This window comes from Kouleothrix sp. 19917, from assembly GCF_057073505.1.
On record NZ_CP097099.1, the window covers coordinates 5274326 to 5296205 of the forward strand.

Sequence of the window (21880 nt, forward strand, 5' to 3'; positions counted from 1 at the left end):
AAGGAGCATTCTCTGCTCCTTCGCCTGTCGGGTGTCAAGCCGATTTTAGCTGCTGACGATTGAGTTCTGTCGGGCACGCATCCGCCGTGGCGCAGCACGCGGGGCATCCTGCCGCAGAAAGCGCAGCAATGTTTCGTTGAACAAATCGGCTTCGTCGAGGAAGGGAAAGTGGCGACTTTCGGGCATCACCACCACCTCGGCGCTGGGAATATTATCGAACAGGTCGGCCTGATTGGGGTGCACAATTTCGTCGCGCCCGCCATGCACAATCAGGGCCGGCACGGTCAGGCGGCTTAGCTCTGGGCGCAAATCGGTGCGCCACATCGAGCCAACCGCCCGGCGCAGTGTGGTGGAGCTGGATTTCACACTGTCGTCGAGGATTTCGTTCACGGCCGGGTCGTTGGTTTCGCCCAGGAACATGCGGAACATATAGCGGCGGAACCACGGCACGCGCGCAAACGCATCGGCAAGCACCGGCCGGTCGGTCAGCTTCAGCAGCCACGAGAGCGAATCGCCCACAATTGGCGCGCCAACTGCCACCACGCGGCTCACACGCTTGGGGTGGTTGATCGCCGTTTTCAGCGCGACCATGCCACCCATCGAGTGGCCCACCAGCACCACGCGGTCGATGCCAAGCTCGTCGAGAAAGCGAATAACCTGATCGGAGTAGCTTTGGATGCTTTCGGGGGTGGACTGGCCCAGGCGCGTGTCGCCGAAGCCCCAGAAATCAAACGAGTAGGTGCGGAAATTTTCGGCCACGCGCTCGATGGTGGGGAACCAGTAGCGCCAGCTGCCCAGCCAGCCATGCAGAAACAGCACTGGCTGCCCGTAGCCGAAGACTTCATAATGAACGACTTGCTGATCGACGACCATGATACTCATAAGAGTGCCCGTCTGTATTGGCGGCAGTTCAGGTAAGGCGCGTGCATGTCGTTCACGGCATTTACTATACCATAGAACCGCCGAAGCTCGTATGTTGGTTATGGTTGTTGCGCCAATTCAGGACTTTTGACCCATGAGTATGCGCTAAACGGCATTTTGGGCAGGGCAATTAGTCGCCGCTGATGGCGCGCGTGCGCAGCACTGAAATATTCGACTCGCGCTCGTTGAGCGAGCGGCGCAAACGCCACTGAAGCATGGCAATTTCTTCCGAAATGCCGCGCAGGTTCTGCATTTCGTGCTCAAGCTCTTCGAGCAGCGCGCCAGCTTGCAGGCCCGCCATTACCTGCGCCCGATCTTTCGAAAGCGCGCCAACGCGATCCTGAATCGTCGCGAGCAAGCCCATTAGGTGTGCCCAGGCTTCGTTATCCTGCGCAGCCTTGGCGCGCGCGCCGCGCTGGCGGCCCTCGCTCCACTCTTTGATCTGCCCCTGAATATCGGTCAGGCGCGTTTCAAGCTGCTGCACCGTCTGGTCGGCCAGCGCCGCCGACTCAGTGCGCGAGCCGTTTGCATTCTGAACAATCTCAGTCAGCCGATCCTGCAACTGGTTCATCGACGATCCGAGCTGCGTCTGGCGCATGGTGACGGCTTCCTGCTCGTTTAGCAGATCGAGCAGCATTTCGCGCAGCTTGCCCGTTTCGCCGGCGACGCGAGTGGCTTGCTGCTGCAGCAAGTGCGGAACAAACCAGAGCAGCAGGGCCAGCAGCGCCAGCACCATTATTCCCAGAGCGACAAATAATGCACTCATGTTTTCCTCCTAAAGAACTAGTTGGATTATATGCAGAGCGCCCGCTTCTGGTCAACGATTCCAAAGCCCCGCAAATGACATGTGCATTACACCATCATCCCACCACGACGGCGAAAGGCCACTCCACCGCATTCCCAGGGCAGCCCCATGCGCAATGCCGCGCCCGCGCCAATGCGTTGACAAGTTTCGGGGCCGCTTCTATAATGCTGCCGCATTACCGGGTAAAGGCGAGGATGGTACGATGATGGTTCGCAAATGGCGCGTGCTGGCGTTCCTGGCGCTTCTTGGCGCAATGGCGCTGGCCGCATGTGGGCAAGACAATACGCTTTCGGTGCAAAAGCTCGTAAGCGATGCGCAGCAATATAATGGCAAGCAGATCACCGTAAACGGTTTCTACCTCAGGGGCGGCGAAAACCCGGCTGTGTCGGTGCTCGCCCCGGTGATCAGCACGCTCGATAACGGGCTCAGCGCCCGCGCCAACGGCGATATGATCTGGGTCGACGGCTTTCCCGACGATGTGCTTGGCCAGCTGCACCAGCCCGGCGATTCGACCTATGGGCTGGTGCGCGCGACCGGCCAGTTCGAATCGGGCGGCACCTATGGGCCGGAAGGGCAGTACAAATACCGCATGCAGATCGCGTCGGCCGAGGCGATTGAGCGGGTGCAGCGCACTGAGGTGCGTGTGGAAAACAAGCCGCTTGGCGATGGCAAAGTCGGCCTGCTCGAGCTCACCGCTGACCCGGCCAAGTACAACGGGCAGTCGGTTACGACGCAGGGGTATTATTTCTGGAACGGTGTGATCTTTGTGCTGGCCGAGGGCATCGCCACCGAGAAGGATGGCAGCAGCCCGCAGCCGGTTGGCAAAACGATCTGGATGGAAGGCTTCCCGCCCGATGAGTCGGGCAAGCTGCACCTGGGGCCAGGCACGCCGCCCGGCTATGTCTGGGGGCTGGTTGAGGTCACTGGCGATTTCAAGAGCGGCGGGAATTTCGGCAAAGACGGCAAATACACCGAGTTCTTGCAGGCAACCAGCGCCAAAGCGCTGGAGCAGGCAAAGTAACGATTCGTTTATGCGCTGAACTGGCTGGGAGCTTGCGGCTACGCACACGCCAAAGGATCAGTGGTGTATTACTTCATCGAGCCAATGGTCGAGAACGATATCGAGCAGGTGCAGGCAATCGAGCGCCGCAGCTTCACGACCACCTGGTCCGCCACGACCTATCGCCACGAGCTTCGCCACCCCGCCAACAGCCGCTATATTGTCGCCCGCGCATCCACCACGCCGCCGCCGCCGCGCAACGCCTCGCAGCCGGCCCGGCGCGGCTTGCTGGCCAACCTGCTGCCCGCGCTGTTTGGCAGCCCGCCCACCATTCCAATCAGCCCCTACCCGATTGTTGGCTATGGCGGGCTGTGGCTCAGCGTCGACGAAGGGCATATTACCACCATCGCTGTCTCACCCGAGCATCGTGGGCGCGGCATTGGCGAGCTGGCGCTGAACGGCCTGATCGACCAGGCGCTCGCGCTCAACGCCGACATGCTGACGCTGGAAGTGCGCGTCAGCAACCTGGTGGCGCAGCAGCTCTACCTCAAATATGGCTTCAAGCCGGCCGGCACGCGCCCGCGCTACTACACCGACAATGGCGAAGACGCGCTGATTATGTGGACCGACTCGATCCACGCGGTCGCCTACCAGGATCGCCTGCATGCCCTGCGCGAAAAGCTCTTCGAGCGCCTGCGGCTGGAGGCCGCCGAGCCGCCACCGCGCCCCGAGCGCGGGCCGGGCATCCCAGCTTCGTAAATTATATAGCTTGCGCTGTTGTTTTGTTCGGATACCAACGTTGTGATTTTCGCCTGCGGCAGCAAGGTAAAACGACAGTTTCGTGTGCGATGTTTCCGCGCTACGCGCGGAAACATCGCACACAAAGAAAAAATCGAGTACCACGGTTCCCGAACTTGATGAGGGGCTGCCGAAGGCTCAGCAGACCGATTGCGTAAGTCATAAAATAAAAAAAACGCGCCAGCCCGCAAGCTGGCGCGTTTTTGTTTGGCGAAACGCCTTACACTTCCATCACAACCGGGATGACCATTGGCCGGCGGCGCGTCTGGCTGTACAGGAATTCGCTCACCGCATCCTTGATCTTGCGGTGCAGGAACGAGCTGTCAGTCTCGGTCTGGCTGTCGCCCATGTGGCCGTTCAGCGCCTCGCGCACCGCGCCCTTGGTCGCTTCGATCAGGTCGTCGGACTGGCGCATATACACGAAGCCGCGCGACACCACATCCGGCCCGGCAACCATCTCGCCACTGCTGCGGTCGACGCTCACCACCACCATCAGGATGCCATCGCGCGCCAGCATCTGCCGGTCGCGCACGACGACATTGCCAACATCGCCCACAGTCGTGCCATCCACATACACATAGCCAACCGGCGCTTTGCCCGTGATCTTGCCGTAGTTCTGGCTGAACTCAAGGATCGAGCCATTCTCGGCAAGGATGACATTATCGGGCTGGAACAAGCCGCCCATGCCGAGCGCCAGCTTGCGGTACTGCACCATATGGCGGAAATCGCCGTGGAACGGCACCACAAACTCGGGGCGCAGCAGCGTCAGCACCATCTTCAGCTCTTCCTGCGCGGCGTGGCCCGAGACATGCACGCCCGAGGTGCCATAGACGACGTCGGCGCCAAGGCGGAAGAGGTTGTTAATCACGCGACCGACCGAGACCTCGTTGCCGGGGATGGGTGTGGCCGAAACCACTACCGTGTCGCCGGGCTTGATCTTGACGTGCTGATGATCGCGGTTGGCCATGCGCGCCAGCGCCGCCATCGGTTCGCCCTGGCTGCCCGTGCAGACGATTGCAACCTGGTCGTCGGGGTAATTTGCGGCCTCGTGTGGGCGAATAAGCGTGCCTTCCTCGGCGCGCAGGTAGCCCAGCTCCAGCGCGATCTTGCTGTTGTTTTCCATGCTGCGGCCAACCAGCGCAACCTTGCGGCCATAGGCTTCGGCCGAGTCGATTGCCTGCTGCACGCGCGAGATATTCGAGGCGAAGGTTGCCACGATAATGCGGCCCGGCGCGGTGGCGTAGATGTTGTCGAACGCCTCGCCAACGGTTTGCTCGCTGGGTGTGTAGCCGCGCGACTCCACGCGCACGCAGTCGGTGATCAGCGCCAAGGGCTTGCGATGGCCCAGCTCGGCAATAAAGGTCGTGTCGGTCGGCTGGCCGTCGACGGGCGTGTGATCGAACTTCCAGTCGGTCAGGTAAATCACCAGACCAGCCGGCGTGGTGATTGCAAAGCCAACCGTGTCGGGGATGGAGTGCGCGACGTGGAAGGGCTCGATCGTGAACGTGCCGACGGTGAACTTCTGCCCGGCCTGGAAGCGCACCAGCGTGGCGCGGTCGAGCAGGCGGTGTTCTTTCAGCTTGCCGGTAACCATGCCAATGGTGAGCGGCGTGCCGTGAATGGGCGGGAAGCCCAGCTCGGCCAGCAGGTGCGGAATAGCGCCAATGTGGTCTTCGTGGCCGTGGGTGAGCAGAATAGCCTTGATCTTGTCTTTCTGCTCGCGCAGGTAGGTGATGTCGGGTAGCACGAGATCGACGCCCAGCATCTCAGCTTCGGGGAACATCACGCCACAATCGAGCAGCAGAATTTCGTCGCCGTACTCGAGCACCCACATGTTGCGACCGACCTCGCCGGCACCGCCGAGAGGAATGACTCGCACTCTATTTTTCGCCATAGGTTGTAATGAAGCCGGTTGCCACCAATATCACGGGAGGCTCCGCCTTCGCTCCTTTCTATACGGCCGCGCTGCTGCCTGCGACTATGCCGAACCAACCGGTCGGGCATACGCTCGGCCGGCTGTGTCCAGTATGATCGCAGTCGCAGCCGCGACCACTACATCAAAAACCAATATCCTCAGGGTGCCACGCTCGGGCAACCCTTTTGACCACCAGTACGGGGCTCCATGCCCCACCAGAAACAAATATTATACCTGCGGCTCAAGTGTCGGCGCTTCATAGGCCGGCTCGGCGCTCAAACCTGTGCGCTGGCGGATTTCGGCCAGCAGTTCGTCGCGCTCGGCCAGGCCCGCGTAGATCGGCAGCCGCAGCCGGCCATACGCCTGCGCATGGAGCCAGCGCAGCACGGGGTTGCGAATCTGGCCCGTAAAATCCTGGTTCAGCACCAGCTCGTCGGCGGGCTCGTCGGCGTCGGGCTCAAGCCGCTGGATGGCAGCAATGCCATCCCACGGGTAGATAAGCGCCAGGCCCAGCGACGCAAAGTGCAGGCCATCGTCGGCGGGCGTATAGCTCGCGGCCCATTCTTCCAGCAAGTTCCAGATCACGAGGGGGGTGGCTACAATCAGCACCAGCATCAGCAGCGCCGGCACGATCTGGCTAATCGTGAGGCCCTTTTCGATGCTCGCGCGCAGGCTGCCCCAGAAGGCGAGGGGGCTGTAGCTAATACCAAGCGTGGTTTGAAAAACCCAGAGCGCAAAGGCCCAGATGATCAATGCGCCGATCAGCAGCACCAGCGCGGTGCGCCGACCCGAGGAAGAAAGGTTATACGATTTCATAGCACGCGCGCCCGGCAGATCCGGGCAATTTCATCATGGCTCGCTGGCCTGTTGCAGCGGCGCAAGGGCTGTGCCCCGCGCCCGGCTGCGTCGCCACGCAAGCCCATTAAAACATCTCAAAACATCGAAAGCTGCTCAAGCCCCGGTTCGTCGGGCTTGTCAGGTGCCGCATCCGGCTCGTCGGCGTGCGCGCCATAGTCGCGCTCGGCCTGCTCCAGAAGTGCCGGCAGCCGCTGAAAATCGGCTTCGAGCAGCGGGCGATTTTGCGGCTGGTGCAGCGCCGCAGCCGGGTGCATCATTGGGACGATCATGCGCCCGCCGGCCCAGCGCGGCTGCCCGTGAATGCGTGTAATTTTCTCACCGGGAAACCACTTCGCCATCGAGAAGCGGCCCAGCGTGACGATTACGCGCGGGTTGATGGCGGCAATCTGTCGTTCCAGAAACAGCCCGCAGGCCGCGATCTCATCGGCCTCGGGGTCGCGGTTGTTTGGCGGGCGGTGCTTCACCACATTGGCGATGAACACATCCTGCCGCTGCAAGCCAGCCAGCGCCAGTAGCTCGGAAAGGAACTGGCCAGCGGCACCGACGAATGGGCGGCCCTGACGATCTTCGTTGAAGCCGGGCGCCTCGCCAATGAACATAATTTTCGCGTCGGCGGGCCCTTCGCCCGGCACGGCCTTGATTGCGCCACGGTGCAGTTTGCACGCCGTACACACCTGTACTTCGGCGGCGATCTGCGCCAGTTCTTCGGCTGCGCCCACAGTGGCTCTTTCCAGCTCGATCATAACCGCGCACATTATACCATACGCAGGGCGAAAAAGGGGGTCTTGTGCGATCTGCACAAATGCAAATTCAAGGGGTGAATGGTGCTGCAATGCGGCGGAATGTGCGGCTGCAGCGCGGGTTCGTGCTAGAATAGGGCCGCGCAGTCGTTTCGGTTCACGGCCGCGCGAGTCACAGGAGGCGTTTCCATGAAGGCAATTCGTGTTCACGAGTTTGGCGGCCCCGAGGTTCTGCGTATTGATGACATCGCGCTGCCCGAGCCCGGCCCCGGCGAAGCCCGCGTGAAGCTGGCGGCCAGCGGCGTCAATTTTATCGACATTTACCATCGCAAAGGGCTGTACCCCGGCAAGCTGCCGCTGACGCTCGGCCAGGAAGGCGCCGGCACCGTCGACGCGCTGGGCGAGGGCGTGAGCGACCTGCAGGTGGGCGACCATGTGGCCTACGCCAGCGTGCAGGGTGCCTATGCCGATTATGCGATTGTGCCGGCGGCGCGGCTGGTGCCAGTGCCGGCGAGCGTGCCGCTTGAGCAGGCCGCCGCCGTGATGCTGCAAGGCATGACCGCGCACTACCTGGCGTTCAGCACCTTTGCGCTGAAGCCGGGCGACACCGCGCTGGTGCATGCGGCGGCGGGTGGCGTGGGCCAGCTGCTGGTGCAGATCGCCAAGCGGCGCGGGGCGCGCGTGTTTGGTACGGCATCGGCGGCCAAGCTCGATCTCGCACGCGCAGCCGGTGCCGACGAGGTGATTAGCTACAACGAAGACGATTTCGAGGCGGCGGTGAAGCGGCTGACCGATGGCAAGGGCGTGGATGTGGTGTACGACTCGGTGGGGAAAACGACCTTCGACAAAAGCCTGAACTGTCTGCGCCCGCGTGGCTACATGGTGCTGTACGGCCAGTCGAGCGGGCCGGTGCCGCCAATGGACCCGCAGGTGCTGAATGGCAAGGGCTCGCTGTTCCTTACCCGCCCAACGCTGGCTCACTACACCGCCACCCGCGCCGAGCTGCTGGAACGCGCCACCGACCTGTTTAGCTGGATCGCGGCTGGCGAATTGAATGTGGCGATTGACCAGAGCTTCGCGCTCGACGCCGCCGCCGACGCGCACCGCTACCTGGAAGGGCGCAACACCAAGGGCAAGGTGCTGCTGATACCGTAGAATCGAGAACCAAGAACTGAGAACCGAGAACCAAACGCCAGGGAGCGCGGTTCTCGGTTCTTGATTTTTGCTTTCGCACCCTATGGCGAAAGGTGGATTACCTGGGCCACAGAGCGCACAGAGCATACAGAGTTTGGTTCTCTCGGTGATCTCTGTGTTCTCTGTGGCTATAGTTTCTAGGCTGGCTTTTTCGCCTTCACCACGATATTCACAAACGTTTCTTCGTCGCCGCGCAGCTTATCGTTGCGGCGGTCGGCCCAGCGAAACGCCTTGACGCCCAGGTTGATTGGGTTGAGCATGCTGCCGCTGTTGCGCTCGCCACGAAAGCGGTCGGCCGAGTTGCGCAGTTTCTCGGGCAGCAGGTTCAGCTCAATGAGCGGCTTGCCAATGCTGTAGACGATGAAATGGATGAGCGGAAAGGCGTAGTGCGTCTGCTCTTCCAGCGCCTCGATCTCAAAGCCCGCGCCGGCAATCACGCTGCGCAGCGTTTCGGGCGTGTAGAGCCGCCAGTGGTTGCTCCACAGCCCGGTGATCGGCCCCGGGCCGCGCATTGGCCGCAAGCCCAGCGCCTCGATCGCCTTGTTGATCGGGTCCCACAGCACCGGGTAGTTGGCGTGCGGCACGCTTAGTGCCAGGGTGCCGCCGGGCTTCAGCACGCGGAAAACCTCGCGCATCGCCACGCGATCTTCCGCGATATGCTCAAGCACCTCGGTCATCAGCACCTTGTCGAAGCTCCCGTCGGCAAAGGGCAGCGTGTGAATATCAACACGCGAGAGCCGCGCATCGACACCTTCGCGCTCGGCCCACTCCAGCCGACCCACATCGCCGTCCACGCCCACAATATTCAGGTTGCGCAGGCGGCTCATCATCATCATATACACGCCCATGCCGCAGCCGCAATCGAGGATGTTGTCGCCATCGTGCAGGTCGAGATGGTCGATCAGGGTCATGGCGCGGCGGCGAAAGGCCATGTCGGCCTCGTTTTGCAGCAGGCGCTCCAGCGTTGCGCGGTCGCTCGGGCTCAGCTTGCTTGGCGCGGAGGCGGACTGTTGCGGCAGCACGGCCGGCGCGGTCAGCAGCGTGCCGGCGCTCACGGCCTGCAAGGTGTTGCGCGCCTGCGTGCGGGCCGCGTCGATCCTGCCTTTGCGGCCCGATTGCGACTCGCCCACCAGCTGCTGCATTAGCGCCTCGTACTCGTCGAGCGAGCGCGCCGGGCTGAATACTGCCTGCACGCGCTCGCGCGTCGGCTGGTAGGGATGCGGGTCGTTCAGCAGCGCCACAATGCCATCGGCCAGCGCCTGCGGGTCGCGCGGTGCTACCATACGGCCCAGGCCCGTCACCTGCACCACCTCGCGCGCGCCGGGGATGTCGGCCGTCACCAGCGGCGTGCCGCTCATAAGCGCCTCGATCTGCACGCTTGGGAAGCAATCGGTGCGCGAGGGCAGCGCAAAAATATCGCACATGGCGTAGAAATTCGCCATCTTCTGCGGGTCGCGGATCAGGCCGAGGATCGAAATCGCGTCCTGGTGCTTGTCGAGCAGGTGCCGCCAGCGCTCGAAGAATGGCTCGTAGACCACCTGGGTTTCGCCGGCATACAGAAAATGCGCGTCGGGCACCTGTTCGACCACCAGCGGCACGGCGCGCAGCAGGAAGTCGAAGCCTTTTTCCTCGACAAAGCGCCCGGCAAAGCCGATCAGGCGTTTCCCTTCCAGGCCCAGATCGCGCTTCCAGGCGGCGATCATCTCGGGCTGCGGCTCGGGCATTTCCACCGGCGGATAGATCGCGTCGAGCTTGCGCGTAATCGGCGCGAGAAAGGCCGAGTGGCGGCCATAGTCGGCGCTGTGCACCACCACGCGGGTGGCAAGCTGCATGCCCATGGTCATGGTGGTGTCCATGGCGCGCTGAATCACCTGATTCATCACGCCCGCCGGCATCACCACATCGCCCTGGTGTGTGACAATCGAGGGTTTGCCCAGCGCGCGCGCCAATGCCGTCACCAGCATCAGCTCGGGCATGGGTGTGTGGATGTGCACAATATCGTGCTCGGCAATCAGGCGCGCCGCCGTGCTCGGGAAGGCTGGCATCAGCACGGTGCGGCTGACGCGCGCCACAAAAGGCAGGCGCACGACACGCACGCCACCCACCCATTCTTCCAGCGGCAGATCGGGGCTGTGCTGCGAGGTAAGCACCGTCACCTCGTGGCCGCGCGCCACCAGGCCCTCGGCAATGCGCTTGGCATAGGCCGTCAGGCCCGTCCAGTGCGGGTGGTAAAAAGTCAGGGTCACCAGTATCTTCATCGATTCCTCGTCGTATGGGCGCATTGGCAGTGCCAATGACGGCAGGCAGTTCGCTATGAACAAACGCACGCCCAAGCGGGTATGTTGGCAAGCGTGGGCAGTGGCTTGGTTCCAGGCACAGCGTGCCTATTATAGCGGCAGCGCGGGCGAATGACAAAAAGCCGCTTGCAAGGCCCCAATGCGGCGCATGGGCGATCGCTACACAGGGTCGCACGCAGCTTGCAGCCGCCGCGTATCCTCGCTTCCGGACAGGTCGTTTTCCTTGTAAGCTCGTTCGGCCCGCAAACGAATGATGCGCCAGTGTGTCGAGTGCGCTTTCAGCGCAGGGTTAGGGAATAGAGTTGAGTGATTACAATCCACAAACGACACACTGATAGCGCGCAAAACCCGTTGATCGCCATTCTCGCCCGCGTGAGGAGCAATCGTCCATGGAGGCACGTATCCTGGTGATTGAGGCGAATACCGACCTGCGCAAGCTGTTTGGGCACCTGCTGGCCGCCGAAGGCTACCTGGTGGACACATGCGCCGACTGGCAAGCGGCCGACGACTACCTGAAACAGGGCCTGCCCAACCTGATCATCTACGATTGGGAGCAGAATAGCTCGGCTGGCTACCTGTGGGCAGAATCGCTGCGCACCGCCAGCCCGACGGCAAAACTACCCGTGCTGTTCGTGTCGGACAGCCCGCCTTCGCGCCAGCTTCTCGAGCGCCTGACGGCGGCCGATATCTCGCTGATCGACAAGCCCTTCGATATTTTTGTGTTTCGCCGGCGGGTGGATGCCCTGCTTGGCGTTCGCGAGCGCGCGCTGGGCGTGTAAACCGCGCCCGGCTGCGGCGCACGCCCCATTGCGCGTCGCCGCCAAAACCTGCTACCCTCAATAGTACTTCGAACTTCCCCTGCCCCACATCCCATTGCAGCGCGCCGCGCCCGCCACAGGCGGCAGTTAGGCCGCGCGCCGCCCTCCCCACGAGCTTGACAAGTCCTCACACGGCTCGTATGATAAACCGTCATAAATACACGTTTATCGCATACCGCCCATCGCAACCGCGTGTTGTAACCACCGAGGAACGGCTATGATCGCCACCCTTGCGCGCCGGGCCTTGCTCCAATTCCGCTGGATTGCGGTGTTGATCGCCGTGCTGCTTTCGGCGGCCTACCTGCCAGTGGCGCAGGCACAGAACGCCCCACGCTACTTCAGCCAGACCGGCCACTACGTGCGTGGCGCGTTTCGCTCGTTCTGGGAGCGCAGTGGCGGCCTGAGAAGCTTTGGCTACCCGGTTACTGAAGAATATGTGCGCGGGGCCGATGGGCGGATCGTGCAGTATTTCGAACGCGCGCGCTTCGAGCTAACAGTCAGCAACGGGCAGGCAATTATTGCGCTGGGGCGGCTGGGTGCGGAAGTGACGGGCAATCGCGCCTTTCCGCAGGTGCCGCCGTTCCGCAGCTATGCCGCGCGCACCTACTTCCCCGAAACCAGTCACAGCCTGTTTGGCGCATTCAAAAACACCTGGGAGCGCGGGGGCGGCGCGGTTATTTTTGGCGCGCCAATCAGCGAAGAAATTCAGGAGCAGCTGGCCGATGGGCGCTGGCACACCGTGCAATATTTCGAGCGCGCCCGCTTCGAGCTGTGGGCGGATGGTGTGCGCCTGGGGCTGCTGGGCCGCGCACTCGCGCCCGCGCAGTTGCTGGAGCCCTGGCCATCCACGGTTGCGCCGGGCGGCCCGCTGAACGAAAAAGGCGAGCCGCACCCGCCAGCTTCGCCACCCCAACCAACGCCAGCGCCCGCGCCACCAAGCGCGCCGCCCGGCAACCCCGAGCGGCTGGGCGTGGTTATTCATCAGGGGCTGGGCGTGCGCGGCTCGGGCGCGATCTCGCCGCTGGCCGCGCCGCCGGGCGTGGGCTTTACCTTCACCGCCGTCGGCTTCGACGCGGCTGAGCGCGTGGGCGTGTGGCTCACCCGGCCGGGCAAGGGCGGCGTCGAGTCGGTTGATGCGCGGCTGGTGCGCAGCGACACGCGCGGCGGCATTCAGGTGATTTTCACGCCGTCGGCCAAAACCGAAGGCATCTGGACGATCACCGCGCAGGGCGTGAATACGGGCCGCAGCGTCACCGCGCCCTTCAAGCTCACCCGCGATTATGTCGCGCCGCTTGGCACGCCGCGCCCGGCCAGCGTCGGCGGCAGCGTTTCGCCGGCCGAGGGCGGGCGCAGCACGATTTTCGCGCTGACCGGCCGCGGCTTCCGCGCCAACGAGCTGCTCGAGCTGTGGATCACCTCGCCTGATGGCGTGTATGTGCTGGTGTCGGGGCGTGCCGACCGCAGCGGGCGCATTGGCTACGCACCCAGCCTGCTGGTGCAGCTTGGCGCGCAAAACCCAGCTGGCGTCTACGGCTACCACTACATTGGCACACAAACCGGCCACCGCGTCGATCTCTACTTTACCTTTACCGGGCGCTAGGTTTGGCTTTCCCGCGCCCAACATGGCAGTGCTGCAATGGCGCCGCCACATGCACGTCCTACCGCGCACCGCACCGCTGCGCCGCCTGTGCACGGAAGGATCGGAGCGCCCGCACGCCCCGCGGGGCATGGCCGGGCACCCCGAAACGACCACGGAGCGAAGCGAGGCTATGACCGGGTATTTGCTGATTGTCGAAAACGAGCTGGATATTGCCGATGTGATGCGGCGCTACCTTGAGTTCGAGGGCTTTGAGGTGGCGTGCGTGGCAAACTGCGACGAGGCGCGCGCGCTGTGCGAGCGGCGGCTGCCCGACCTGATCATCCTCGATTGGCACCTGCCAACCATGGACGGCGACGAGTGGGTGGAAGAACTGCGCGCCAGCGGCCGCACCGCCGACATCCCGATTATTATGATGACCGGCGGCTACCCAACCCCGGCACTGCTCACGCAACTGCGCGCCGCGCGCATCCCCCTGCTGATCAAACCCTTCTCGCTCAATGAAATGGTCGAGTCGATCAAAGACATGACCAGCCGCGAGCGCACCCTCGGCGCAGCCTAGAGCATCATTCCGCCATCACGCGCCGCAGCGCCACTATCTGGGCGCGCAGCCGGTCGCGATCATCGCAGGTGTGGCGTTGGTCGGCCATTTGCAGCTGCGTTTTACAAAATGCCAGCTTGGTGGCAAGGTGGTGAAAGCGCCGCACCTGCTGGAAGCTGCCCCAGCCGCCCGCAAGCAGGGCGTGAAACTGGCGGCGCACGCGCAGCCCAGGCTCGCTGATCTCGGCATACTCATCCTCGGAAAGCACGCCCTCGCTCACTTCTTCGCGCAATTCCTGCTCGATCCAGCGGCGCTCGTTGCGCCAGGCCAGGATCGCAATCGCCAGCACCACCAGCACGCCACTCGACTGCACCAGCCACGAGGCGAACAATCCCGGCAGCTGAAAGCGCGTGGCAAAGTTATGCAGGGCGTGGAACAGAATTGCCATTGCCAGGCCGATACTCAGCGCGCTAAAGCGCAGCGCGCGCTCGGGCCGGAAACGCACCGCGCCCAGCGCCATGCCAACCAGACTGGTGAAAAAAGCGTGGTTCAGCCCGAAGAAAATACTGCGCACCCAGAACAGCGCGCCGAGGTTGCTGGGGTAGTGGAGGAAATACAGCAGGTTTTCGGTCATTGAGAAGCCGAAACCCACCAGCGAGCCGTAGACAATCCCATCGAGCACGCCATCGAATTCGCGGCGCATAAACAGAAACAGGGCCACCAGCGCCAGCGCCTTGATCGGTTCCTCGACCAGTGGCGAAATGCCCCACGCTGCCACATTCGGCCCCACCGGCGAGGCGGCCAGCGGGATTTCGAGCACGATTTCGAACACAATCGAGATGCCAATTGCCGGCAGCGAGCCCCACACAAACGCAACGGCAATGAGCCAGAGCGGCTCTTTTTCGTAGCGATCGAGCCACCAGATCAAAACGCTGTATACCGCTGTGGGAATAGCGGCAGCGAGAATCGCGGCAACCATAAATATTGGCCAAAGGAGCAAGGAGAAAAGGTGGTGGGGCGGCGTGTCTCCTCATCCTCCGCTTGCCCGCCTCCTTGTCAATCAGTGGCCAGCCCAAGCTCGCGCAGGCGCTCGGGCGTGGGGTCGCCTTCCTGGTTCCAGCCGTGGCGGCGATAATACTCGCCCAGCAGGTCGTCGAGCGCGGGCAGGTGGCCCGAGGCGCGCCCTTCGCTGAGCGGGGTTTCGAGCCAGCGGGCGGGCAGGGTGTCGGGCACGCCGTCGCGCCGGGCGAACAAACGCTCCAGTGTCACAATCCGCTCGCCGAGGCGTGCCAGTTCGCCGCTGGTAAACGTGCGCCCAAGCGCCGCGCCAATCAGCTCAGTCAGCTCGGTAGGCATGACCTGGTAGGCCAGCAATGCCAGCCGCCGGCAGAAACCGGCTGCGTCAAGCGCGGCGGCAAAGCGTTCGTGCCAGATCAGGCGCACAGCCTTGCCTTTGATCGCCTGCGGGTGCGAAGGTTCGTCGGGCAGCCATGCCGGCGGTTCGGCCAGCAACTCTTCGTAGGCCATGGCGTAGCGGTAATCGCCGCCAATGGGCGAGGCCGCCATTGCCAGCGCGATCTCGTGCATGGCGCGGGGATCAATCGCGGGCATGGCCATGTTCTTTACCTGCGGCGCGAAATTTTCGCTGCCGAAGAAAATTTCCTTCATTTCGCCAACGCCCAACGAAAGCACATCGCGCTTTTCCTGGCGCTGGCTCAGCCGCTCAAGCGCCAGCAGCACGGCATCGTCGTCGCCCCAGGGCAGCGTGCCCGAGCGATTGAGGCCGCGCTGCTGGCATTCCATCATAAAGCCAATCGCCGCGCTGGCCGCCACCGGGTCGATCCCCAGGCGCAGACACAGGTCGTACGCGAAAATCACCGAGTCGATGTTCGCAATGCCACACCAGCCGCCAAAGCCAGCCAGCGCTTCGAGGTTCGGGAAAGCCATTGGCTCGCCGCTCCGCTTGATATAGCTGCTGCTACACGGCATCGGGCTGTCGTCGCAGCCAATTGGCACGCGCTTGCCGCGCTGCCCGAACGCGACACGGCCAAGCGCTGCCAGGTGCGGGATACGCCCTTCCTGACCATTGCGGCCGGTCAGCGCGCCCCACTCGGCGGCATGATCGCTGTAGAACAGGCTGCCGAACTGGCGGATGCCGGTGGCAAGTTCGCTGGCGGCAATACGCCGCTCGATGCCCGCAAATACCGCCGCAACGCGCTCGGCGTCGGCGGGGGCGCGCTGGCCCATGCCACGCACCGCTATCGCTTTCACGCGCTTGTGCGCCATGATCGCGCCAGTGCCGGCCGGCTCGGCGATGTGGGCACCTTCCGCGACGATGCCAGCATAGGCCACGCCAGCCTCGCCCGCCGGCCCGAGGCACGCGACACGATACTCTTCGCCCAGCTGTTCCAGGAGTTGCTGGTTGGTCGCGCGCGTATCGCTGCCCGCCACGGCGTCGGCCGGCAGGAACTGCACCGTGCCATTGTCGATCTGAAGCACGCACCACGCGCTGGCCTGCCCTTCGAGCACCAGCAGATCGAAGCCAGCGCGCCGCAGGGCATTGCCCCAGCCACCATGCCCCCACGAGTGCGCGATCAGGCGGGTGAGTGGCGAGCGCGTGCTGACAACGAAGCCGCCAGTGGCGGGCAGACCCATGCCGGCGAGCGTGCCGACGCTGAAGATCAGGGGGTTAGCGGGAGAAAGGGGGCCAGTATTTGGCGGCAGGCGATGCGTCAGCCACCAGGTGGCGGCACCGCGGCCGCCAAGCACAAGCTGCTCGATTTCGGCGGGAAGTTCCTCAACGTGCGTTTCTTGCGTATCGAGGGCAACCCGCAGGATGCGGAGCGGCATAATTTGACCTTTGCTCAAGGCAGGTTGGCGCAAATGCCAGCCAGATTGTACCGCATAGATCTGTTCAAATCAACGGCAATTGCACAACAGCAAGCGTGCGATAGCTTCTCGTACAGCCAGAAGCGCCGAAGGGCGTATTGCTATACGCCCAAACCGCAGAACCGAGAACCGACCAGTGGGCAGCAGGCAATCGGCAATAACCTGCAACCGTAGAGGGTCTAGGGTCTGGGGTTTTGGGATTGAGCCTGCAACCCGCAACCTTCAAACCTATTCTTTGCGCTCTTCGCGCTCTTTGCGGTTTGTTCTTGCGGTCGCCGTCGCAACCCGCAACCTGAAAACCTTCAACCCGCAGACGCCCAGCGGCGCTCAGGCTTGCGGGCGCGCTTTCACCGCCTCGCCCAGGTAGATCGGCTCGAGCGTGGCGATGTCGGCCACGGCACCGGCTTGCCAGCGCTGCCAGGCCAGATCGGCCAGAAAGGCAGGGCGGCGAATGCGGGCGGCGGGCGTGGGAAACAGCGCGCGCTTGCCCAGCTTCTCGCGCAATTCCGCCTGCATAGTCGCATCCACATCGCCGCAGAATAGCGCGCGGCCAGTTGTTTCGGCGCACAGCTCGGCCAGCGTGACATTGCGCGGCTCCAGCACGCCCGCCTGATCGGGCTGACCGGTGGCAAAGCGCTCGCGGCCCAGGCGGATGATCGGCACGGTGGTCGCGCCGGGCTGCGCGAACTGGTAGAGCAGCGCGTCGAGCGTGCCCACGCCCACCAGCGGCAAACCCAGCGCCAGCGCCAGACCCTTGGCGGCGCTCATGCCCACGCGCAGGCCGCTCCAGCTGCCAGGCCCCAGCGCCACGCCCACTGCGCGAATGTCGCTGCGCGGGCGGCCCAGGTGCCGCAGCAGCAAGGTGAGCTGGGGCAGCAGCTGGGCACTGTGGTCGCGGCCAGAATGCCAGACGCACTCGCCCAGCACGCCCTGCTCGTCGTAGCAGGCCAGGCCCGTTTGAACTGTTGATGTATCGATGGCTAGTAACATAGCTATGCAAACGCTGTTTTCTTGAATTCGGCCACCAGCGCCTCGTAGCGCGCGCCATGCGGCACCATGCGCAGGGTACGCTTGGTTTCGGCCAGGTGCTGAAGGTGGATTGCCAGGTGTTCGCTGGGAATGCGCCCGCCGGCCTGCTCGGCCCACTCGACCAGGCACACGCCATCGCCGGCCCAGGCTTCTTCCAGGCCAATGCCAACCAGCTCGTCGGCGTCTTCAATGCGATACAGGTCGGCGTGAAAAATTGGCATGCGGCCGTGCTGCGGGCCGGCGCGGTATTCGTTGATCAGCACAAAGCTGGGGCTGTTCACCATGTCGGTCGAGCCAAGCCCCTGCGCAATGCCTTTAATCAGGTGGGTTTTGCCGGTGCCAAAATCGCCCAGCAGCAGAATGAGGTCGCCGGGGCGCAGCAGCTCGCCGAGGCGCTGGCCGAGCCGGATGGTTTGCGCGACATTGTGCGAAATAATATCCAGCACATGCTGGGATTGAACGGCGTGCGAAATCGGCTTGCTCATGGGCGGTATTGTAGCACAACTGCCGCTCCGCCACGCCCAGTGCGCTTTCAGCGCAGGGGTTAGGGCATGGGAATGGGGGTGGTGACTATGCCCTAGCTGCCAGCTTGCAGCGCCGCGCCAGCCGGCAGCGTGGCGGCAACCGCCGGGGGCAGGCTGCTGGCCAGGTGCAGGCGCTCATTCGCCAGCTCGGCAAAGGTGCGCTGCGCAGCCGGGCTGAATGCGCCGTCGAGCGCGAGCAGCACGCCATGCACGGCGGGGCGCAGCCGCACCAGATCGGCCAGATCCTGCACATCGGCGGCGGTGATCAGCGGGCGGGCCTGCGCCAGCACAAGCAGCAGCGTCCCAGCCGGGTTGCGCAGCAGCAACGACCAGCGATTCGGGCGCAGCTGAGCGGCTTCCATCACCTCGTAGCCGGCCTTGCGAGCAAGCGCGCACAGTTCGCGCGTGGTGGGTTTCACAGCCATTCTCGCCTCACGATTGCGAAAATCGATGCACAGATGGTACGCATAATCGTAGTATCTGCGCGCAAACAAAACGCTGACACAGGCGCGGGCGGGGCGCGATACTCTTGGCAAAAACCTGGGTTGCAGCCAGTATATCATGAAACAAGCGCGCCTACTAGACCCATGCGTACCGTGATGCAGGCGAAGCACAGACAATCGGCTGTTCACACAACAGTTCGCGCCGCCAGCACCTGTTCACCTGAGGTATAATTCTTCAGGAACAGCAGCAACAGTTAGGCGCAATAATGAACGTAACCGAACAACCAGGCATTGCAGCCGGCGGCTACGACTGGCTGGCGATCTGGCACGATATGTACGACCGCGAGCGGGCGCAGGCCGAGCAGTTCCCGCCGCCCGCGCCCGAAACCCGCAACGACTGCTGGGCCGGGCAGGCTTCGCGCTTTGCGGCGGCCGCCCAGCGCGGCCAGCAGCCCGACGGCTTTATGCGCTTTGTGCTGCCACGCCTGCGCCCCACCGATCGCGTGCTCGATATTGGCGCGGGCAGTGGGCGCTACGAGCCAACCCTGGCGGCGGCAGTGGCAGAGGTCCACGCGCTGGAGCCTTCGGCGGCGATGCGCGAACACCTGGCGGGGCGCGTGGCCGAGGCGGGCCTGGCGAATGTGCAAATACACGACACGAGCTGGCCGGCCGACGGCATCCCGCCCTGCGATGTGGCGATTGCCGCGCACGTGCTTTACGCTGTAGGTGAAGTCGGGCCATTTCTGCGCGCCATGTACGATTCGGCGCGCCGCGCCGGCTTTGTGCTGCTCTCGTTTCGCCACCCGTCGTCGTTCGTTGGCCCATTCTGGGAACGGCTGCGCGGCGAGGCGCGGCTGCCGCTGCCGGGAGCGCTCGAATGCCTGAACGCGCTGTATCAGCTTGGCATCCCGGCGCAGCTGGCACGCGTACCCATGCTCAATCGCTTCAGCTATGCGAACGAGGGCGAGGCGCTGGCCGATCTGCGCTGGCGCTTGCGCCTGCCGAACAACGCCGCGACGAATCAGGCGCTGGCTGCCGCGATGGGCGAGCTGCTCGACCGCGACAACGATGGGCAGCTGGCCCCGCGCCAGCAGCCCAGCCACGCCGCTGTGCTCTGGTGGGAGCGCGCGGCCGGTGAGGAATAGGATATGATCGCTTCATTTTTGTTGGTGGCGCTGTGCGCCTCGATTGCATTCGTTGTGCTGGGCCTGGGCGTATTTTTTGCGCTGCTGAAGCTGGGGGTGATAGTGCGCGAGTCGCAGCGGCCAGTGCATCAGGATTTTGGCACCTATACCCTTAGCCAGGGGCGCGAGGTGCGCCCGGAAGAAGAGCAGCCCGCCGCGCGCGAGCGTGTGCAATAAGAACGTGGCCGCGCCCGCACGCGCTGCGGGCCGTGACGATGTATGCGTGACGATGTGATCGAAAGTGTGCTGATCGGCTCCAGCGCGGCGTTGCTGGCTTTGGCAGTGCATGCGTGGACTGCCGAATTGGCGGGGAGCGTGCAGGCGCTGGCGCTGCTGCTGGCTGGCGTGGTGCTGATTGTGGCGCAGCTTGTTTTCAGCGCGCGCCGCAAGCGCCAGCAGCGCCCGCCCGATCCCGACGAGCAAGCTACAGGCATGCTCGGCCCGCCGCGCCAGAACCTGTTTCTCCGCGAGCTGAACAGCGACTGGACTGGCCTGGACGCCCCGCAGCCCGCCCGCAATGGCGCAGAAGAAACTGCTGCGGAAGAAGCCGAATCGGCAATCACAGAAGCGCCGCCCGCCGAGCAAGACCGCAGTTGGAATTCAAGGCCGCAGGAGAAACGAGGGCAGAATGATTCAGCCACAGAGCACACAGAGTAAGCCAGAAACGGTGGTTCTGTTGCTCCATTGATCTGCTCGTTGCTGTAAAGCGCCAAATGCCTTTCGCCAACGGCAATTGTTTCTTTCTCATGTCTTCGTATTCTGGAAAATGCGTTATTTCATACAACGGGCAAGCTTCCAGGAAGCTCATCTGGCTACCAGGTTGAAAGAAAACTGGCTTGAGCTTCCTGGAAGCTGAGTACAGGGAAATTTATTTTCCAGAGCACTTCGTGTCTTCGTGGTTTATTTCCCCCCATAAGCAAAGGAGCTGCCATGCGCGCCGATGCGATTGCCACGCCCTTCCCGCCACCCGCCGCCACACCAGCCTCGCCCAACCACCTTTCGCCCGAGCAGATCCACTTTTTCGATGAACACGGCTACCTGGTGCTGCGCCAGTGGATCCCGCCCGCGCTGCTGGCACGCCTGCGCGCCGCCGGCGACGCCTGGATCGACGCGGGAATGGGCGCGGAGGGCAGCGACCCGGGCCGCGACGATTTTGTGTTTGCCGACCGGCCGGGCGGGCGCGTGATGTTCCGCGTGAACTACCTGCACAACAAAGAGCAGCCCGCCTCGCTGGAGCTGCTGGGCAGCCCGCAGATGCTGGGCGTGGCCGAGAGCATGTGCGGCCCGAACTTCGTGCCGACCTACGAGTCGATGGTATTCAAGCAGGAAGGCGACGGCGAGGCGATTCCCTGGCATCAGGACGCCGTGCACCCGCGCGGCTACCGTATCTTCAACTTCGACCTGTACCTCGACAGTTCACGTGCTGGCGCGGGCGCGCTGCGCGTGCTGCCGCGCTCGCAAACCCACCGCCACGATGTCTGCGCAATTGCGACCGAGCACGGCTGGGATCATCCGGGCGCGATTGACGTGGAGATGGAGCCGGGCGACGTGCTGCTGCATGACGTGATGGTGGTGCACGGCTCGGCGCGCACGCTGGGCAATGCGCTGCGCCGCACAATCTACTACGAGTTCCGCGCGGCCGAAGAAATTCTCGAGGATGGGCCGTGGGATCGCGAGTGGATCGACCGGCGGATGCGGCTGGTGCCGCTGGGTTTGGCACGCCATCGCGCCGCCTTCCCCGACGCCGAGCAGTTCGACTGGCAGGTTGCGCCCGAGTTTCGCCCGGACAGCAGCGGCGACGAGGCGGCCGAGCTGAGGATTGCGCATGTGGTGCATATGCGCGGCTCGTACTGCAGCGCCGGCGATGCACTGCGCGCCCTGAAGGCGTAACATTACCAAAGACGAAGGACGAAGGACGAATGACCAAGAAGCGAACGTTGGTCAGTCGTCCTTCGTCTTTCGTCAATCTAATCAAGCAAATCGCGGCGCCAGGCCACTTCGGTGGGCAGCCAGCCAAGCGCGCCGTAGTGGCGCACCTGCGGGGCGGCGGGCAGCGCGCACTCTAGAAACGTTTGCCACGAAGGCACGAAGGGGTAGCTGGAGTGGTGCGTAGTGCGCAGGGATAGGAAGAAACAATACTCCTGACCCAAGACCCCTGCCCCCGCAAAGGCATTCTAGCACGGCGGGGGCATGCAGCACGGCGCCGTCCACGACACTGGCATCAAATTTCTCAAACGAACCGCGCTGTAACTGGCACGCGCTACTATCAGGGCCATGTCAACGTTGAAAAGTGCGCGAGATATATCCACAGATTACGCAGATTACGC

Annotated in this window: 21 protein-coding genes; 10 read left to right on the forward strand and 11 right to left on the reverse strand. The window is 63.6% G+C overall.

The genetic code is table 11. The features are described 5' to 3' along the window. Positions 1-45: 45 nt before the first annotated feature. Together M1P90_RS21335 and M1P90_RS21340 are read right to left on the reverse strand one after the other, a co-directional pair. Positions 46-882, reverse strand: a complete 837-nt coding sequence (locus M1P90_RS21335) for an alpha/beta fold hydrolase (RefSeq protein ID WP_483697342.1) — start codon at positions 880-882, stop codon at positions 46-48. Positions 883-1051: 169 nt separating this feature from the next. After that, on the reverse strand, positions 1052-1687 hold the full coding sequence (locus M1P90_RS21340) for a hypothetical protein (protein WP_483697344.1): 636 nt from the start codon (positions 1685-1687) through the stop codon (positions 1052-1054). Positions 1688-1928: 241 nt separating this feature from the next. Between M1P90_RS21340 and M1P90_RS21345 the strand changes: the two genes are divergently transcribed. Together M1P90_RS21345 and rimI are read left to right on the forward strand one after the other, a co-directional pair. Next, positions 1929-2747, forward strand: a complete 819-nt coding sequence (locus tag M1P90_RS21345; protein WP_483697345.1) for a hypothetical protein — start codon at positions 1929-1931, stop codon at positions 2745-2747. A gap of 63 nt (positions 2748-2810) precedes the next feature. After that, a complete protein-coding gene (gene rimI, locus M1P90_RS21350; protein ID WP_483697346.1) occupies positions 2811-3485 on the forward strand; it encodes a ribosomal protein S18-alanine N-acetyltransferase in 675 nt (224 codons plus the stop codon). A 259-nt stretch (positions 3486-3744) separates the two neighbouring features. On the opposite strand, the gene M1P90_RS21355 is transcribed toward rimI, so the two are convergent. From M1P90_RS21355 to M1P90_RS21365, 3 genes are all read right to left on the reverse strand, one after another. Next, on the reverse strand, positions 3745-5403 hold the full coding sequence (locus M1P90_RS21355) for a ribonuclease J (RefSeq protein WP_483697348.1): 1659 nt from the start codon (positions 5401-5403) through the stop codon (positions 3745-3747). Positions 5404-5667: 264 nt separating this feature from the next. Continuing rightward, entirely contained in the window at positions 5668-6255 is a 588-nt protein-coding gene (locus M1P90_RS21360) for a hypothetical protein (protein ID WP_483697350.1), read from the reverse strand. A gap of 116 nt (positions 6256-6371) precedes the next feature. After that, a complete protein-coding gene (locus M1P90_RS21365; RefSeq protein ID WP_483697352.1) occupies positions 6372-7040 on the reverse strand; it encodes a uracil-DNA glycosylase family protein in 669 nt (222 codons plus the stop codon). Positions 7041-7226: 186 nt separating this feature from the next. Here M1P90_RS21365 and M1P90_RS21370 point away from each other — a divergent pair, with 186 nt between their 5' ends. Beyond that, complete coding sequence (locus M1P90_RS21370) at positions 7227-8192, forward strand: quinone oxidoreductase family protein (RefSeq protein ID WP_483697354.1); 966 nt, start codon at positions 7227-7229, stop codon at positions 8190-8192. Between the two features lie 176 nt (positions 8193-8368). Here M1P90_RS21370 and M1P90_RS21375 read toward each other — a convergent pair whose 3' ends face one another. Further along, a complete protein-coding gene (locus M1P90_RS21375; protein ID WP_483697356.1) occupies positions 8369-10489 on the reverse strand; it encodes a glycosyltransferase in 2121 nt (706 codons plus the stop codon). 428 nt (positions 10490-10917) lie between these two features. On the opposite strand from M1P90_RS21375, the gene M1P90_RS21380 reads away from it, so the two are divergent. The 3 genes from M1P90_RS21380 to M1P90_RS21390 all read left to right on the forward strand — a co-directional run bounded on the left by M1P90_RS21380 (position 10918) and on the right by M1P90_RS21390 (position 13505). Further along, positions 10918-11307: a response regulator gene (locus M1P90_RS21380; RefSeq protein ID WP_483697359.1), complete on the forward strand. Its 390-nt coding sequence runs from the start codon at positions 10918-10920 to the stop codon at positions 11305-11307. 256 nt (positions 11308-11563) lie between these two features. Next, complete coding sequence (locus M1P90_RS21385) at positions 11564-12946, forward strand: hypothetical protein (protein ID WP_483697361.1); 1383 nt, start codon at positions 11564-11566, stop codon at positions 12944-12946. A gap of 49 nt (positions 12947-12995) precedes the next feature. Then, positions 12996-13505: a response regulator gene (locus M1P90_RS21390; protein WP_483697364.1), complete on the forward strand. Its 510-nt coding sequence runs from the start codon at positions 12996-12998 to the stop codon at positions 13503-13505. A 4-nt stretch (positions 13506-13509) separates the two neighbouring features. On the opposite strand, the gene M1P90_RS21395 is transcribed toward M1P90_RS21390, so the two are convergent. From M1P90_RS21395 to M1P90_RS21415, 5 genes are all read right to left on the reverse strand, one after another. Beyond that, entirely contained in the window at positions 13510-14463 is a 954-nt protein-coding gene (locus M1P90_RS21395) for a PrsW family intramembrane metalloprotease (protein ID WP_483697366.1), read from the reverse strand. A gap of 77 nt (positions 14464-14540) precedes the next feature. After that, entirely contained in the window at positions 14541-16334 is a 1794-nt protein-coding gene (locus tag M1P90_RS21400; RefSeq protein ID WP_483697368.1) for an aldehyde ferredoxin oxidoreductase family protein, read from the reverse strand. A gap of 366 nt (positions 16335-16700) precedes the next feature. Then, a complete protein-coding gene (gene tsaB / locus M1P90_RS21405; protein WP_483697370.1) occupies positions 16701-17363 on the reverse strand; it encodes a tRNA (adenosine(37)-N6)-threonylcarbamoyltransferase complex dimerization subunit type 1 TsaB in 663 nt (220 codons plus the stop codon). A 2-nt stretch (positions 17364-17365) separates the two neighbouring features. Beyond that, positions 17366-17887 (reverse strand): tRNA (adenosine(37)-N6)-threonylcarbamoyltransferase complex ATPase subunit type 1 TsaE, encoded by a 522-nt coding sequence (tsaE, locus tag M1P90_RS21410; RefSeq protein ID WP_483697372.1) that lies wholly within the window; start codon positions 17885-17887, stop codon positions 17366-17368. 92 nt (positions 17888-17979) lie between these two features. Beyond that, entirely contained in the window at positions 17980-18351 is a 372-nt protein-coding gene (locus M1P90_RS21415) for a hypothetical protein (RefSeq protein WP_483697374.1), read from the reverse strand. Between the two features lie 284 nt (positions 18352-18635). Here M1P90_RS21415 and M1P90_RS21420 point away from each other — a divergent pair, with 284 nt between their 5' ends. The 4 genes from M1P90_RS21420 to M1P90_RS21435 all read left to right on the forward strand — a co-directional run bounded on the left by M1P90_RS21420 (position 18636) and on the right by M1P90_RS21435 (position 21443). Further along, the gene (locus tag M1P90_RS21420) at positions 18636-19514 is read left to right on the forward strand and encodes a class I SAM-dependent methyltransferase (RefSeq protein ID WP_483697376.1); all 879 of its coding nucleotides are present in this window, start codon (positions 18636-18638) and stop codon (positions 19512-19514) included. 3 nt (positions 19515-19517) lie between these two features. Further along, positions 19518-19730 carry a hypothetical protein gene (locus tag M1P90_RS21425; protein ID WP_483697378.1) on the forward strand — a complete coding sequence of 71 codons (213 nt, stop codon included), beginning with the start codon at positions 19518-19520 and terminating at the stop codon, positions 19728-19730. A gap of 42 nt (positions 19731-19772) precedes the next feature. After that, entirely contained in the window at positions 19773-20210 is a 438-nt protein-coding gene (locus M1P90_RS21430) for a hypothetical protein (protein WP_483697380.1), read from the forward strand. 273 nt (positions 20211-20483) lie between these two features. After that, positions 20484-21443: a phytanoyl-CoA dioxygenase family protein gene (locus M1P90_RS21435; RefSeq protein ID WP_483697382.1), complete on the forward strand. Its 960-nt coding sequence runs from the start codon at positions 20484-20486 to the stop codon at positions 21441-21443. The last annotated feature ends 437 nt before the right edge of the window (positions 21444-21880 follow it).

Excerpts from the sequence above, each read along its gene's own strand:
- M1P90_RS21335 (WP_483697342.1), bottom strand. The coding sequence starts at position 882 with ATGAGTATCATGGTCGTCGATCAGCAAGTCGTTCATTATGAAGTCTTC.
- M1P90_RS21340 (WP_483697344.1), bottom strand. The coding sequence starts at position 1,687 with ATGAGTGCATTATTTGTCGCTCTGGGAATAATGGTGCTGGCGCTGCTG.
- M1P90_RS21345 (WP_483697345.1), top strand. The coding sequence starts at position 1,929 with ATGATGGTTCGCAAATGGCGCGTGCTGGCGTTCCTGGCGCTTCTTGGC.
- M1P90_RS21360 (WP_483697350.1), bottom strand. The coding sequence starts at position 6,255 with ATGAAATCGTATAACCTTTCTTCCTCGGGTCGGCGCACCGCGCTGGTG.
- M1P90_RS21365 (WP_483697352.1), bottom strand. The coding sequence starts at position 7,040 with ATGATCGAGCTGGAAAGAGCCACTGTGGGCGCAGCCGAAGAACTGGCG.
- M1P90_RS21370 (WP_483697354.1), top strand. The coding sequence starts at position 7,227 with ATGAAGGCAATTCGTGTTCACGAGTTTGGCGGCCCCGAGGTTCTGCGT.
- M1P90_RS21375 (WP_483697356.1), bottom strand. The coding sequence starts at position 10,489 with ATGAAGATACTGGTGACCCTGACTTTTTACCACCCGCACTGGACGGGC.
- M1P90_RS21380 (WP_483697359.1), top strand. The coding sequence starts at position 10,918 with ATGGAGGCACGTATCCTGGTGATTGAGGCGAATACCGACCTGCGCAAG.
- M1P90_RS21385 (WP_483697361.1), top strand. The coding sequence starts at position 11,564 with ATGATCGCCACCCTTGCGCGCCGGGCCTTGCTCCAATTCCGCTGGATT.
- M1P90_RS21390 (WP_483697364.1), top strand. The coding sequence starts at position 12,996 with ATGCACGTCCTACCGCGCACCGCACCGCTGCGCCGCCTGTGCACGGAA.
- M1P90_RS21395 (WP_483697366.1), bottom strand. The coding sequence starts at position 14,463 with ATGGTTGCCGCGATTCTCGCTGCCGCTATTCCCACAGCGGTATACAGC.
- M1P90_RS21400 (WP_483697368.1), bottom strand. The coding sequence starts at position 16,334 with ATGCCGCTCCGCATCCTGCGGGTTGCCCTCGATACGCAAGAAACGCAC.
- tsaB (WP_483697370.1), bottom strand. The coding sequence starts at position 17,363 with ATGTTACTAGCCATCGATACATCAACAGTTCAAACGGGCCTGGCCTGC.
- tsaE (WP_483697372.1), bottom strand. The coding sequence starts at position 17,887 with ATGAGCAAGCCGATTTCGCACGCCGTTCAATCCCAGCATGTGCTGGAT.
- M1P90_RS21415 (WP_483697374.1), bottom strand. The coding sequence starts at position 18,351 with ATGGCTGTGAAACCCACCACGCGCGAACTGTGCGCGCTTGCTCGCAAG.
- M1P90_RS21420 (WP_483697376.1), top strand. The coding sequence starts at position 18,636 with ATGAACGTAACCGAACAACCAGGCATTGCAGCCGGCGGCTACGACTGG.
- M1P90_RS21425 (WP_483697378.1), top strand. The coding sequence starts at position 19,518 with ATGATCGCTTCATTTTTGTTGGTGGCGCTGTGCGCCTCGATTGCATTC.
- M1P90_RS21430 (WP_483697380.1), top strand. The coding sequence starts at position 19,773 with ATGCGTGACGATGTGATCGAAAGTGTGCTGATCGGCTCCAGCGCGGCG.
- M1P90_RS21435 (WP_483697382.1), top strand. The coding sequence starts at position 20,484 with ATGCGCGCCGATGCGATTGCCACGCCCTTCCCGCCACCCGCCGCCACA.